This is a genomic window from Streptomyces sp. NPDC041068, assembly GCF_040647455.1.
In the GTDB taxonomy this organism is placed as follows: Bacteria; Actinomycetota; Actinomycetes; order Streptomycetales; family Streptomycetaceae; genus Streptomyces.
On record NZ_JBEZCG010000017.1, the window covers coordinates 42,206 to 55,719 of the forward strand.

Annotated in this window: 10 protein-coding genes and 2 tRNA genes; 7 read left to right on the plus strand and 5 right to left on the minus strand. The window is 69.4% G+C overall.

Going from position 1 to position 13,514, the window contains the following annotated elements; translation table 11 throughout:
- Positions 1-21: 21 nt before the first annotated feature.
- Positions 22-1,233 (minus strand): acyltransferase family protein, encoded by a 1,212-nt coding sequence (locus AB0B50_RS33460; protein WP_362339577.1) that lies wholly within the window; start codon positions 1,231-1,233, stop codon positions 22-24.
- 641 nt (positions 1,234-1,874) lie between these two features.
- Here AB0B50_RS33460 and AB0B50_RS33465 point away from each other — a divergent pair.
- Both AB0B50_RS33465 and AB0B50_RS33470 read left to right on the plus strand, forming a co-directional pair.
- Positions 1,875-2,069: a hypothetical protein gene (locus AB0B50_RS33465; RefSeq protein ID WP_055570088.1), complete on the plus strand. Its 195-nt coding sequence runs from the start codon at positions 1,875-1,877 to the stop codon at positions 2,067-2,069.
- 93 nt (positions 2,070-2,162) lie between these two features.
- The gene (locus tag AB0B50_RS33470) at positions 2,163-4,289 is read left to right on the plus strand and encodes a serine/threonine-protein kinase (RefSeq protein ID WP_362339578.1); all 2,127 of its coding nucleotides are present in this window, start codon (positions 2,163-2,165) and stop codon (positions 4,287-4,289) included.
- Between the two features lie 19 nt (positions 4,290-4,308).
- Here AB0B50_RS33470 and AB0B50_RS33475 read toward each other — a convergent pair whose 3' ends face one another.
- The 3 genes from AB0B50_RS33475 to AB0B50_RS33485 all read right to left on the minus strand — a co-directional run bounded on the left by AB0B50_RS33475 (position 4,309) and on the right by AB0B50_RS33485 (position 7,464).
- A complete protein-coding gene (locus AB0B50_RS33475; RefSeq protein WP_362339579.1) occupies positions 4,309-5,670 on the minus strand; it encodes a cysteine desulfurase in 1,362 nt (453 codons plus the stop codon).
- Positions 5,657-7,045, minus strand: a complete 1,389-nt coding sequence (locus tag AB0B50_RS33480) for a family 2B encapsulin nanocompartment shell protein (protein WP_362339580.1) — start codon at positions 7,043-7,045, stop codon at positions 5,657-5,659. Before AB0B50_RS33480 ends, AB0B50_RS33475 begins: the two co-directional genes overlap by 14 nt.
- A gap of 348 nt (positions 7,046-7,393) precedes the next feature.
- Positions 7,394-7,464, minus strand: a tRNA-Gly gene (locus tag AB0B50_RS33485).
- Positions 7,465-7,606: 142 nt separating this feature from the next.
- Between AB0B50_RS33485 and AB0B50_RS33490 the strand changes: the two genes are divergently transcribed.
- The 5 genes from AB0B50_RS33490 (at position 7,607) to clpX (ending at position 12,436) form a co-directional block, all read left to right on the plus strand.
- A tRNA-Pro gene (locus AB0B50_RS33490) sits at positions 7,607-7,683 on the plus strand.
- 162 nt (positions 7,684-7,845) lie between these two features.
- Entirely contained in the window at positions 7,846-9,222 is a 1,377-nt protein-coding gene (gene tig, locus AB0B50_RS33495) for a trigger factor (protein ID WP_362339581.1), read from the plus strand.
- A 387-nt stretch (positions 9,223-9,609) separates the two neighbouring features.
- The gene (locus tag AB0B50_RS33500; protein ID WP_362339732.1) at positions 9,610-10,215 is read left to right on the plus strand and encodes an ATP-dependent Clp protease proteolytic subunit; all 606 of its coding nucleotides are present in this window, start codon (positions 9,610-9,612) and stop codon (positions 10,213-10,215) included.
- A 62-nt stretch (positions 10,216-10,277) separates the two neighbouring features.
- Positions 10,278-10,982, plus strand: coding sequence for an ATP-dependent Clp protease proteolytic subunit (locus AB0B50_RS33505; RefSeq protein ID WP_362339582.1), 705 nt, complete (start codon positions 10,278-10,280; stop codon positions 10,980-10,982).
- Between the two features lie 167 nt (positions 10,983-11,149).
- A complete protein-coding gene (gene clpX / locus AB0B50_RS33510) occupies positions 11,150-12,436 on the plus strand; it encodes an ATP-dependent Clp protease ATP-binding subunit ClpX (protein WP_362339583.1) in 1,287 nt (428 codons plus the stop codon).
- Between the two features lie 125 nt (positions 12,437-12,561).
- Here clpX and AB0B50_RS33515 read toward each other — a convergent pair whose 3' ends face one another.
- Positions 12,562-13,455: a hypothetical protein gene (locus AB0B50_RS33515; RefSeq protein WP_362339584.1), complete on the minus strand. Its 894-nt coding sequence runs from the start codon at positions 13,453-13,455 to the stop codon at positions 12,562-12,564.
- Positions 13,456-13,514: the final 59 nt, after the last annotated feature.

The window sequence follows — 13,514 nt, forward strand, 5'->3', positions numbered from 1 at the left end:
CCCCGGTGCGTCGAGGCCCCGCTACGCGGACTTGGCCCGCTCCCGGGCCAACTGCGCCGCATCCCGCTTGAAGGCCCACTCCATCCTGGGCTCCATCGCGAAGCGGAACATCCGCTGCACCGGAGGCGTACACAGCAGCGTCACCACACTCGCGGCGACCACGGTCACAAAGATCTCGCCGAGCGGCTTGTGCAGCCACTCGTAGTCCTCGAACCAGCCCCAGAAACGGGACCCCTTGGCGAGGAAGCCGTGCAGCAGGTAGCCGTACAGCGTGCCGGCGCCAAGAATCGTGAACCACATCTTGCGGCGCGGCACCCACGCGAAGAAGCACGCGGTGAGGACGACGGAGCAGCCGAAGAGCGCCAGCGTCATCACGATGCCGACCCACCACGGCACGCCCAACTCCTGGGCGCTGTCCCGGCGGTAGAACCACACGGAGGTCATCCGGGGCGCGGCCCAGTAGGCGAGGAGCACCGCGCACGCGAACACCGGCACGGACAGGATCCGCACCTCGCGGCGGCGCACCAGCTGGAAGTACTCGGGCTTCATGAAGAGGCCGAGCACGAAGAACGGCATGAACTGCAGGACGCGCTGCAGGTCGAGGTCGTCGCCGATGTCGGGTGAGATCACGGCGAGCATGGCGACGGCCAGCGCGAGCGGCACGGGCCAGCGCACGATCTTCCACAGCGGCACGGTGAGCCGCCACACGAAGAGCGCGACCAGGAACCAGGTGAGGTACCAGGGGTCGAGCAGACTGATCGGCTGGGTCGGGTCGTCGTCCGCCCAGCGCTTGAAGAGGGTGTACGCGACCTCGAAGATGACGTACGGCACGGCGACGCCGGTGACCAGACGCCTGAGGCGGTCGGGCCGCATGTCGAAACTGCGCGAGAAGTAGCCGGAGATCAGGATGAACGCCGGCATGTGGAAGGTGTAGACGGTCATGTACAGCGCCTCGGCGGCGCGGCTGTGGTCCGTCAGCGGTTCCCATGCGTGGGCCATCGCCACGAGGACGATCGCCAGGTACTTGGCGTTGTCGAAGAACGCGTCCCGCTGCTTGGCGGGTTTCGCGGCGTTCTGGGCGGTGCTGTGGCCGGACGGGGTGGGGGGAGCGGTAGCGGTCGCGGCCTGCGGGGTCGGGTGATGGGCGCGGGGGGAAGGTACTTCGGCCGTCGGCACCTGGGCCGGGGGGAGCGGCGCCCGGTGGCGTCCGTGCGGGTGCACCGAGTTGGTCACAGGCCCTCCCACCAAGAGCTCGGTGAGACGATCCGGGACCGCACTGCGCCTGCGGGGGTGGTGGCAGCGTGGAACATCTGAGGCACCCTAGCGTCGCGGCAGTGTTTTCGTAAAACCCTCGTCACTTCTCTCAACTCAATCCCCTGTCAATCACGGCCAATCACTGTCAATCGCCGGGGGAGAATCCCGCTTAACGGGTGGCGGGTACCCGGGAATCGGTTGAGTCGACAAAGAGATGCGGCTGTATCGTGTCCAGTACGTCACAACTCATCCGGTTTAAATGGTGCATAACGTCCGCGGGCGACTCTGGTGAAATGTCCGGTTGGTCGGAGAGTTCGTTGAAGATCGAGGCCCCGGGTGTGCCCCCGGCAACAATTCGAATTTCCTGCGAACGTCGTGTGTGGCGATGGCAGCGATCAAGCCGAATTACCCATGTGCGCAGGTCGTCGAATTGCCGTGCGGGGGTGCGCTGTTCATGCGCCCCTGGGGCGCCCCTGCGCGCGGGCCCCGGGAAGCGTTGGCCGACGATGTGTCACCGGCCGCATACAGTGGGCCCGTTGGTGGCACGATGGTCCCTGGCGGGGGTGTGCGGGGTCGTACCCCCCGGGCCGGGAGAGCGACCGACCTAGGGTGTGATCAGTGTGGCCATTTCGCTGTCAGTGGTATTGCTGTTGGCGATCATCCTTGTGGTGCTGATCCGCGGGGGATCGCTCAAGGCGGGGCCCGCGATCGTCGCGGTGCTCTTCGGCTTCTTCCTCGCGTCCACCGGCATGGCGCCGTCGATAAATCGGTTCCTCAACGAAGTGGCGGAGACCATCAACTCGATCAGTTTCTGAGCCCCTTCGGGGCGCTCACCCAAGGCGGCGTACGCTGCGGGGAAGGGGAACTGGAGAGCGGGGAAGAGTGCCGCGGGGACGGGGGCGTACGGGATGGTTCTGCGCGGCTCGGACCCGGACCGCATCGGCGGATATCCGATCGAGGACCGGCTCGGTTCCGGCGGCATGGGCGTCGTCTATCTCGCCCGCTCCGCGTCGGGGCGCCGCCTCGCCCTGAAGGTCGTCCACGGCCAGTACGCCGACGACCAGGAGTTCCGCACCCGCTTCCGCCGTGAGGTGGCCGCCGCGCGCCAGGTCAGCGGCGCCTTCACCGCGCCCGTCGTGGACGCCGACGCGGACGCCGAGCGCCCGTGGATGGCCACGGTCTTCATCCCCGGCGAGAACCTCGGCGGCCATGTGCGCCGCGAGGGCCCGCTGCCGCTGGACCGGCTGCGCGAACTGGCCGCGGGCCTCACCGAGGCGCTGCGCGACATCCACCGCGTCGGGGTCGTCCACCGCGACCTGAAACCGGCCAACGTGATGCTCGCCGAGGACGGCCCCCGCGTCATCGACTTCGGCGTCTCGCGGGCCGCGGAGGCCCTGGGCGCGGACGCCCTCACGCAGACGGGCCGCGTCATGGGCACCCCGCCCTACATGTCCCCGGAGCAGCTCACCAACCCGCGCGACGTCGGCCCCGAGTCCGACGTCTTCTCCCTCGGCGCCGTCCTCGCGTACGCGGCGACGGGCCGCGGCCCCTTCGACAGCGACAGCCCCTACGAGACGGCCACCCGCGTCGTCGAGGCCGCCCCCGAACTCGACCGCGTACCCGCCGAGTTGCGCCCCTTCATCGAGCACTGCCTCGCCAAGGACCCCGCGGCGCGCCCCACCCCGGACGAACTCCTCGCCCTGCTCAAGGGCGAACCGGCCCCGCCCAGACGCCCCCAGGAGCCGACGCCTCCGGCCCCCGCGGCCGAGGACACCGCCCCGCGCCCACGCCGCCGCAGGCTGCTGACAGCGGCGTCGGTGGGCGGGCTGCTGCTCGCGGTCCTGGGGGCGGGCGCGGTGGTGTGGCTCGCCAGGGACGACGGCCCGGTGGCGAGCCAACTGCCCGCCGGCTGGCGCGAGTGGACGGCGAAGGACACCACCGGCGGCAAGGGCGAACCCTCCGGGGCCTTCGAGCGGTGCGCCGCCGCCGAGCGGGGCCTGATCTGCGCCGGCGACGACGTCAAGGCCGCCCGCTTCTCCCTCGCCACCGGAAAGCAGGAGTGGGGCCTGCCCGTCGACTCGGTCCCCGACGACACCGGCGGTCTGGAGGGCACGGTCATCGGGACGGCGGGCGACCGCGTCTTCGTCTTCCGCAACGACCAGACGGAGGCGAAGGGCGGCGAGGTGGGCATCGAGGACTACGCGATCCAGGCCCTGGACGCCCGGTCCGGCGCCGAGCTGTGGACCACCTCGACCCAGCGGGGCGAAGGCGCCATGCCGCCCGACCCGACCCCGGAGGTGAGCACCGTCGCGGCCACGGAGGACGGCGTCCTCGCCGCGCTGGGCAAGGACGGCGAGTCGTACGCCCTGCTCGAGCCCGAGCACGGCAAAGCCCTCTGGACGCGTCCGTTCCCCGGCCAGGACTGCCAGCTGCGGGAGGCTGCCGCGAAGGGCTATCGGGTCTGCCACGGCGAGAAGTCGGGCACCCACGTCTCCCGCCTCGACCCGGCCACCGGCAAACCGGTCTGGACGGTCACCACGCGCGGCAACCTCACCCTCATCGGCCAGGCCGAAGGGCGCCTCGTGCTTGCCGACACCTCCGAGACCAGGCTCCGCGCGTTCGTATCCGTGAGCGCGAGCGGCCGCGACAAGCGCACCGTGCGGCTCTCCCGCGCCCAGTCCCCGGGGGCGACCCTCACGCTCAGCCGGGGGACGCTCTACTTCACGTACACCAACGGCGGCGTGCGCGCCGTCGACCCCCGCACCGGCCGCCAGCTCTGGGACCGCTACTCCACCGTCGAGTTCCCCGGCCGTCCCCTGGCATCGGCCACCCACGTCTACACGGCGTCACCCAGTGGCCGCCTGGCCGCGCTCGACCGGGAGACCGGCGAAGTGGCCTGGACCCGTCCCGGACGGTCCGTCGGCGCGGGCCAGATGCTGCCCGAGAGCGGAGCCCCCCTGGCGCTGGTGGGGGACGCCCTGTACGTCCCCTACGGATTGCGGTCCGTGTACACCGTCGACGTACGCAACCCGTAGGGGGACACCCGGCGGACCCTCAGCCCGCCTGCTGAAGCGCCCGCAGCGACCCCACCAGCCGATCCACCTCCTCCGACGTGTTGTAGAGCGACAGGGAGGCCCTGGCCGCCGACTCCAGGCCGTAGTGCGCGAGCGCCGGCTGCGCGCAGTGGTGGCCCGCGCGGACCGCGATGCCGTCGCGGTCCAGCCAGTCGGCCACCGTCGCCGGATCGTGGCCCGCGAGCGTGAACGTCAGCACCGCGATCCGGTCCGGCGCGGCCCCCAGCAGGGACAGGCCCGGCACGGTCGCCATGGCCTGCTGCGCGTAAGCCATGAGCGCGTTCTCGTACGACGCGATGGCGTCCTTGTCGAAGCCGGACAGCCAGTTCAACGCGGCCAGCAGACCGACGACCCCGGAGATGTGCCCGGTGCCCGCCTCCAGGAGGTGCGGCGGGGGAGCGAAGGTCGTCCGGTCGAAGGACACGGACTCGATCATGTTCCCGCCGCCCTGCCACGGCTTCAGGGCAGCCATGATCTCCGGCTTCGCGTACAGCGCCCCGATGCCCGTGGGCGCGAACAGCTTGTGCCCGGAGAAGACGTAGAAGTCCGCCCCCAGGTCCTGTACGTCGACGGGGAGATGGGCCACCGCCTGGGCGCCGTCCACCAGGACCCTGGCGTCGTAGCGGTGGGCGAGCGCGGTCATCTCCTTGACCGGCGGCACGGTCCCGAGCACGTTCGACGCGTGGCTGATCGCGACGAGCCGGGTGCGGTAGGACAGCAGATCCGCATAGGCGGCCTGGTCGATCTGCCCGTCGGCGTCCAGCGGGACGGGAACCACCCGCGCCCGCGTCTGCCTCGCGATCATCTGCCAGGGAACGATGTCCGAGTGGTGCTCCAGAACGGGTACGAGGATGTCGTCCCCGGGACCGAGGTTCGCCCGCCCCCAGGTCTGGGCGACCAGGTTGATCGCCTCGGTGGTGCCGCGCGTGAACGCGACGGTGTCCGGCGACTCGGCCCCCAGGAACGTGGCGACCGCACCGCGCCCCGCCTCGTACAACTCCGTTGCCTCGCGGGCCATGGTGTGGGCGCCGCGGTGGATGTTGGAGTTGGCCGCGCTGTAGTACGCGGTGAGGGCCTCGATCACCTGGCGCGGCTTCTGCGTGGTGGCGGCGTTGTCGAGCCAGACCAGCGGGTGGCCGTTCACCGTGCGGTGCAGGATCGGGAAGTCCTGGCGGACCGCCTCGGCGGAGAAGGCGCCGGGCGACGACGCGGGCTCCACGATCTGCGGCGAGACCTCCGGAGAGGCCGGGGCGGAGACCTGGGGCGGGACGGCCGGAGCCGGTACCTGGGGAGTGACCTGCGAAGAAGAGGTGACCGGCGCCACAACTTCAGGAATAGTCATGGTAGTTGCCCACCTCGACGTTCTGGAGGACGGCGATGGCGTCCTCCACCAGGACCGCCGTGTTGAAGTACGCCGTCATCAGGTACGACGTGATGCCCTTGTTGTCGACGCCCATGTTCCGCATGGACAGACCGGGCTCGACCTCGTCCGCGACCTCGCCGGGCCGCAGCCCCACCACGCCCTGCTCGGCCTCGCCCATCCGCATCAGCAGGATCTCGGTGGTGCCCGAGTGCGCGCCCCAGCCGTTGGTGAACCGCACCTTGTCCGACGGAAGCAGCGGCACCCCGCGCCAGGTCAGCAGCGGAGCGCCGAACCGGCTGTCCGTCACCGGGGGCACACCCCGGCGCGTACATTCCCGCCCGAACGCGGCGATCGCCTTGGGGTGCGCGACGAAGTAGCCGGGCTGCTTCCACACCTTCGCCAGGAGCTCGTCCAGGTCGTCGGGGGTGGGCGCCCCGGTGCGCGACTGCACGCGCTGCCCGGCGGAGACGCTGTTGAACAGACCGAACTCCGGGTGGTTCAGGAGCGAGGCCTCCTGCCGCTCCCGCAGCGCCGCGACGGTCAGGTTCGCCTGCGCCCTGGTCTGGTCGATGGGCCCGTTGTAGAGGTCGGCGACGCGGGTGTGCACGCGCAGCACGGTCTGGGCGAGCGTCATGTGGTACTCGCGGGGCGCGTCCTCGTAGTCGACGAACGTCCCCGGCAGATCGGGCTCGCCCACGTGCCCCGACGCCAGGTCCACCGGCACCTCGGAGCCCGGCATCGACCCGTCGTCGGCGGCGTAGGCCTCCATCGCCGTACGCAGACCCTCCTCGCGCTCGGCGGCGGCGGTGAGCGCGGCACGGTCGGCCACGAGCGCGGTGCCGCGGGTGAGGGCCTGCACGCGGTACGGCATCGGCTCCTCGCGCGTCCACGCGCCGAGGTCGAAGAACTGCCCGTCGCCGGCGATGTCGAGCAGCGCGTCCTCGCCGTACCGTCCGGTCACCCGCTTCTCGGCGCGGCCGGTCACGAGCACCCAGAGCCGGTCCGCGGTGTCGCCCTCCTGGATGAGCACCTGACCGGGCTCGAAGGTCACCTCGGTGAAGGCGTCGGCCAGCGAGGCGAGGGTGGCGTCGTCGGCCTCGCGCAGATACGGCACCTCGCGTAAGTCGCCGGGCACTACACGGGAGGTGCCGCTCTCCTCGTACGTGCTGATCCTGTCGTCGCCGAGCACATAGGTGCGGCGGCGGTTGACCCGGTAGACGCCGGAGTCCACGTCGACCCAGGGCAGGGCGCGCAGCAGGTACCGCGGGGTGATGCCCCGCATCTGCGGAGTGGTCTTGGTCGCGGTCGCCAGCTGCCGTGCGGCATCCGGTCCGAGGGACAGACGATCGGTCATCGGAACCTCCCTGAAGGCGGGTGAAGGGGACCGATCGTCCGGTCGGCACATCCCGGACCACAAGGGCCCTTTCGCCGCCTTTGGCATAGGCCAGGCGCAAAACCGCCGCTACCGGAACGGGCACGGGCCCGCTGAGCGGCGAGGAAGCCGATCCGGGCTCCGCCGCGGGCGCCCCCGCCTGTCGAATTCCGACCCGATACGTCCCTGAGGGCGAGCTATGCGGCCCTGAAAGATCCCGTTATGGACACCACCCCGGAACGCGAAGAACCCCGGCCCCGGAACGCGAAGAACCCCGGCCCCGGAACGCGAAGAACCCCAGACCCTGAGGGCCTGGGGTTCTCTCGTGAGAGCGGGCGACGGGAATCGAACCCGCGTAGCTAGTTTGGAAGACTAGGGCTCTACCATTGAGCTACGCCCGCACGGTTCGCGCCACGACTCGGAAGCCGCGGTACGACAGGCATCGTAGCGGGTCGCGGGCCTTCGCCGCACACCCCCTTCATGAGCCCCTGTTTAACCGGGGGCCGCATGGCCTGCGGGCATGTACCCTACGTGTCGCACCGACGGGGTGTGGCGCAGCTTGGTAGCGCGTCCGCTTTGGGAGCGGAAGGCCGTGGGTTCAAATCCCGCCACCCCGACCACCTTGTTCCACTCCACGTTCCACTCCACGTCCCCTCCATGGGATCGCATCCAAGATCGCATTGTGGGTCGGCTCCCGCGTGCCGTTACTATGCAAGCTGTGTGCCCGTGTGTCTCTGATCCGGGCAGAAACCCAGCAGTCAGCCCACCAAGGAGACCGAACCGTGAAGAGCGCCGTGGAGACCCTGAACCCGACCCGGGTTCGGCTCACTGTCGAGGTGCCCTTCGAGGAGCTCAAGGACAGCCTCGACGCGGCGTACAAGAAGATCAACCAGCAGGTCACGGTGAAGGGCTTCCGTAAGGGCAAGATCCCGGCCCGTGTGATCGACCAGCGGTTCGGCCGCGGTGCGGTCCTCGAGGAGGCCGTCAACGACGCGCTCCCGAAGTTCTACACCGAGGCGGTCAACGAGGCCGAGCTCAACGTCCTGGGCCAGCCCGAGGTGGACATCACCGAGCTGAAGGACAACGAGACCCTCAACTTCACCGCTGAGGTCGACGTCCGCCCGACCATCGAGATCCCGGACTACTCCGGCATCGAGGTCGAGGTCGACGCCGTCGAGGTCACCGACGAGGACGTCGACAAGGCCGTCGAGGAGCTGCGCGGGCGCTTCGCCTCCACCTCCCCGGTCGAGCGTGCCGCCGAGGACGGCGACGTCGTGACGATCGACCTCGAGGCCAAGGTCGAGGGCGAGGTCCTGGAGGACGGCGTCGCGTCCGGCGTCTCCTACACGATCGGCTCCGGCGAGCTCCTCGAGGGCATCGACGACGCCGTGAAGGGCCTGGAGGCCGGTGGCGAGGCCACCTTCACCTCCGAGCTCAAGGGCGGCTCGGCCGCCGGCAAGGAGGCCGAGGTCACCGTCAAGGTCACCCAGGTCGCCAAGCGTGAACTGCCGGAGCTGGACGACGACTTCGCGCAGCTGGCCTCCGAGTTCGACACCCTCGACGAGCTCAAGGCCGACAGCCGCAAGCGCCTCGAGAACATGAAGCAGTACGACCAGGCGACGCAGGCCCAGGAGCGCGTCCTGGAGAAGCTGCTCGAGCTGGTCGAGGTCCCCGTCCCCGAGAAGCTCCTCGCGGACGAGATCCAGACCCGCACGCACAACCTCGAGCACCACCAGCTCGGCCAGATGGGCCTCGACCTGGACAAGTACCTGGAGATCCAGGGCAAGTCCCGCGAGGAGTTCGACGCCGAGACCAAGGAGCAGGCGGAGAAGGGCATCAAGACGCAGTTCGTCCTGGACGAGCTCGTCAACAAGGAGAAGCTGAACGTCAGCCAGGAGGAGCTCACCGAGCACCTCATGCGTCGCGCGCAGTCCTCCGGCATGTCCCCCGACCAGTTCGCCCAGGCCGTCGTCGAGGGCGGCCAGGTCCCGATGCTGGTCGGCGAGGTCGCCCGCGGCAAGGCCCTCGCGGTCGTCGTCGAGGCCGCCACCGTCAAGGACACGAACGGCGAGGTCGTGGACCTCGACGACGAGGACGAGACCGCCGAGACCGCCGAGACGGTCGAGGCCGAGTCGGCCGAGGAGAAGACCGAGGCCTGAGTGGCCTCGCTTCGCTGAACGCACTACCGGGCCCCAGGGACGTCAGTCCCTGGGGCCCGGTCTTTAGGGGCGCGGGGAACTACGCGAGCAACCCACGGAAAACCGCACTCGCCATAGAGCCTGATGTGGCAGACGCGACTGCGGCCCGTGGGGGCGGGCCGCGCAGTTCCCCGGGCCCCTGACGGGGCGCAACCTGCGCTCACAGCGAACAGTTAGGCCTCCGGGATTCCCCGGAGGGCCCCGCGCGTTAGGGTCCATGAATACGAGGGCAGGGGAGTCCCCGAAGCCGCCCCGAGAGCGGTGCGCACGCGGGAACCCAGGTCCCTAGAAGACGTGAGACGGCCCGGCGCCGTCGTAAGACGAGCAGGTGGATACGTGACGAATCTGATGCCCTCCGCCGCCGGCGACCCCTCCATCGGTGGTGGCCTCGGCGACCAGGTCTACAACCGGCTGCTCGGCGAGCGGATCATCTTCCTCGGCCAGCCGGTCGACGACGACATTGCCAACAAGATCACCGCACAGCTGCTGCTCCTTGCCGCCGAGCCGGACAAGGACATCTTCCTGTACATCAACAGCCCCGGCGGCTCGATCACGGCCGGCATGGCGGTGTACGACACCATGCAGTACATCAAGAACGACGTGGTGACGATCGCGATGGGCATGGCCGCCTCCATGGGCCAGTTCCTGCTCAGCGCGGGCACGCCCGGCAAGCGCTTCGCCCTGCCGAACGCCGAGATCCTGATCCACCAGCCGTCCGCGGGCCTCGCGGGCTCCGCGTCGGACATCAAGATCCACGCCGAGCGGCTCCTGCTCACCAAGAAGAAGATGGCCGAGCTGACGGCGTTCCACACCGGTCAGACCGTCGAGCAGGTCACCCGCGACTCGGACCGCGACCGCTGGTTCGACCCGCAGGAGGCCAAGGAGTACGGCCTCATCGACGACATCATGTCCAGCGCCGCCGGCATGCCGGGCGGAGGCGGCACGGGAGCCTGAGGCACCCCCTCAGCGCCCGCAAGCCGACCCCTCAGCCCACGCTCCTCAGGAGACCAAGAGAGATGAACAACTTCCCCGGCAGCGGCCTCTACGAGCGCACCCAGGCCGAGTACAGCCAGGCCGCGCAGGCCGAGTTCACCGGCGCCCGCGCCGAGTCCCGTTACGTCATCCCGCGCTTCGTCGAGCGCACCTCGCAGGGCGTGCGCGAGTACGACCCGTACGCGAAGCTCTTCGAGGAGCGCGTGATCTTCCTCGGCGTGCAGATCGACGACGCCTCCGCCAACGACGTCATGGCGCAGCTCCTGTGCCTGGAGTCGATGGACCCCGACCGCGACATCTCGATCTACATCAACAGCCCGGGTGGTTCCTTCACCGCCCTCACGGCGATCTACGACACGATGCAGTTCGTGAAGCCCGACGTGCAGACCGTCTGCATGGGCCAGGCCGCGTCCGCCGCCGCCGTGCTCCTCGCGGCCGGTACGCCGGGCAAGCGCATGGCCCTGCCGAACGCCCGCATCCTGATCCACCAGCCCTACAGCGAGACCGGCCGCGGTCAGGTCTCCGACCTGGAGATCGCCGCCAACGAAATCCTCCGGATGCGTTCGCAGCTGGAGGAGATGCTGGCCAAGCACTCCACGACGCCGATCGAGAAGATCCGCGACGACATCGAGCGCGACAAGATCCTCACGGCCGAGGACGCGCTTGCCTACGGCCTGGTCGACCAGATCATCTCCACTCGGAAGATGAACAATTCCGCGGTCGCCTGACGCAGCGCTGTAGCATCTGCCGCTCCTTGGCACGGTTTGCGCACGACCCACGTCGAAGCGAACCGTGCCAAGGGGGGCCCGAACGGGGGGCCCGGCAAGGTACCGTCGGATATGAGGCACCAGGAGCCGCTGAACGTGGCGTCTCCCAGGCGAAGGGGAAGCACCTCGTGGCACGCATCGGTGACGGCGGCGATCTGCTCAAGTGCTCGTTCTGCGGAAAGAGTCAGAAGCAGGTCAAGAAGCTCATCGCAGGCCCCGGTGTGTACATCTGCGATGAGTGCATCGACCTCTGTAACGAGATCATCGAGGAAGAGCTCGCGGAGACGAGCGAGGTGCGCTGGGAGGAACTCCCCAAGCCTCGCGAGATCTACGAATTCCTTGAGGGCTACGTCGTGGGCCAGGAGCCCGCGAAGAAGGCCCTCTCGGTAGCGGTGTACAACCACTACAAGCGGGTCCAGGCCGGAGAGAACGGCGGCGCACAGGGCCGTGACGACGCGATCGAACTCGCCAAGTCCAACATCCTGTTGCTCGGTCCGACCGGCTCCGGCAAGACACTCCTCGCGCAGACGCTCGCCCGCATGCTCAACGTCCCGTTCGCGATCGCGGACGCGACGGCGCTGACGGAGGCGGGCTATGTCGGCGAGGACGTGGAGAACATCCTCCTGAAGCTCATCCAGGCCGCTGACTACGACGTCAAGAAGGCCGAGACGGGCATCATCTACATCGACGAGATCGACAAGGTCGCCCGCAAGAGCGAGAACCCCTCGATCACGCGCGATGTCTCGGGTGAGGGCGTCCAGCAGGCCCTGTTGAAGATCCTGGAGGGCACCACCGCCTCCGTGCCGCCGCAGGGCGGACGCAAGCACCCGCACCAGGAGTTCATCCAGATCGACACGACGAACGTGCTGTTCATCGTGGGCGGCGCCTTCGCGGGCCTGGAGAAGATCATTGAATCCCGCGCGGGCGCGAAGGGCATCGGCTTCGGCGCCACCATCCGCTCCAAGCGCGAGATGGAGGAGAAGGACCAGTTCGAGGACATCATGCCGGAGGACCTGGTGAAGTTCGGGATGATCCCGGAGTTCATCGGCCGCCTCCCCGTGATCACCTCGGTCCACAACCTCGACCGTGAGGCCCTGCTCCAGATCCTGGTCGAGCCGCGCAACGCGCTCGTGAAGCAGTACCAGCGCCTGTTCGAACTCGACGGCGTGGAGCTGGACTTCGAGCGCGAGGCCCTGGAGGCCATCGCGGACCAGGCGATCCTGCGCCAGACCGGCGCGCGCGGCCTGCGCGCCATCATGGAGGAAGTCCTCCAGTCGGTGATGTACGAGGTGCCGTCCCGCAAGGACGTGGCCCGCGTCGTCATCACGGCAGACGTCGTCCGCTCGAACGTGAACCCGACGCTGGTGCCGCGCGAGGTGCGGGGCCCGGGGGCCGGAGAGCAGAAGTCCGCCTGACCGAAGGCCGGTTGAGCAGTACGAAGAAGGGGGCGCCCCGCGAGTGATCGCGGGGCGCCCCCTTCGACGTACGCCTGTGGAAGGCTGTTTGGGCTGCCGGGCTGCCGGGCTGCCGGGCTGCCGGGCTACTTGGCCTCGGTGCGGACGTCGGCGCGGAGCTTGGCCGCCAGGTCGGCGACGGTGTCCAGCGTGATGTCCTTGCCGCTGAGGGTGGCGCTCGCGTCGGAGTGGCCGACGGAGGCGACCGTGCTGTGGTCACCCCAGATGCACATCGGCGTCTGGAAGGTGTTGGGGATGCCTTCCTCCGTCTCGGCCTTGTCGGCGCCGCCCATCCGGTACTCGGCCTTCTGGCACTTCATGATGCCGTTCTCGAAGCCGGACGGGGAGAACTCCTCGGGGTCGCCGATGAGCCTCACGCTTCCGGTCTTGTCCTGCGAGGACTTCTTCTTCATCTCGGCGAACATGGCGTCCACGACCTTCTCGGGGTCGTCGATCTTGCCGTACACACCGGAGAAGTTGAGGGTCTTCTGGCTGGTGCTCGTGCCGCTGGTGTACTGGCCGTTCGCGTCCTTGGGATCGGTGACGCCCTTGCTCTCCAGGTCCTTGAGGTCACTGGAGGACATGCCGCCGCCACCTGCGGCCGACTCCGCCTTCGTGTACGACCCGCCGAGCACCGTCGCGGGCGTCGTCAGCTCGTACGTCTTGCCGTCGTCGGCGACGGACGAGCTGCCGCCGCCCCGGCCGAGAGCGAAGTAGGCCCCGGCCCCGATCGCCGCGACCGCCACGACCGCGCCTATGACGATCCAGGCCGTCTTCTTGCTGCCGCCCTGCTGCGGGGGCGGGGGAAACTGCCCGTAGGGCGCCTGGGGCGGCTGCTGCCCGTAGGGGGCGGGCTGGCCGTAGGGCGGCGGGGCGGGCTGGCCGTAGGGCTGCTGCGGCGGGACGCCCTGCGGGGGCTGGCCGTACGGTCCGGGCTGCTGGGGCTGCTGCCCGTAGGGGCCGGGCTGGTTGTAGCTCACTGCGGTGGGGTTCCCCTCGTTGGTGGTGCGGTGGTGCGGTGGTGCGGTGGTGCGGTGGT

Coding starts and splice junctions, on each gene's coding strand:
- AB0B50_RS33470 (WP_362339578.1), top strand. CDS start 2,163: ATGGTTCTGCGCGGCTCGGACCCGGACCGCATCGGCGGATATCCGATC.
- AB0B50_RS33475 (WP_362339579.1), bottom strand. CDS start 5,670: ATGACTATTCCTGAAGTTGTGGCGCCGGTCACCTCTTCTTCGCAGGTC.
- AB0B50_RS33480 (WP_362339580.1), bottom strand. CDS start 7,045: ATGACCGATCGTCTGTCCCTCGGACCGGATGCCGCACGGCAGCTGGCG.
- AB0B50_RS33500 (WP_362339732.1), top strand. CDS start 9,610: ATGCCCTCCGCCGCCGGCGACCCCTCCATCGGTGGTGGCCTCGGCGAC.
- AB0B50_RS33505 (WP_362339582.1), top strand. CDS start 10,278: ATGAACAACTTCCCCGGCAGCGGCCTCTACGAGCGCACCCAGGCCGAG.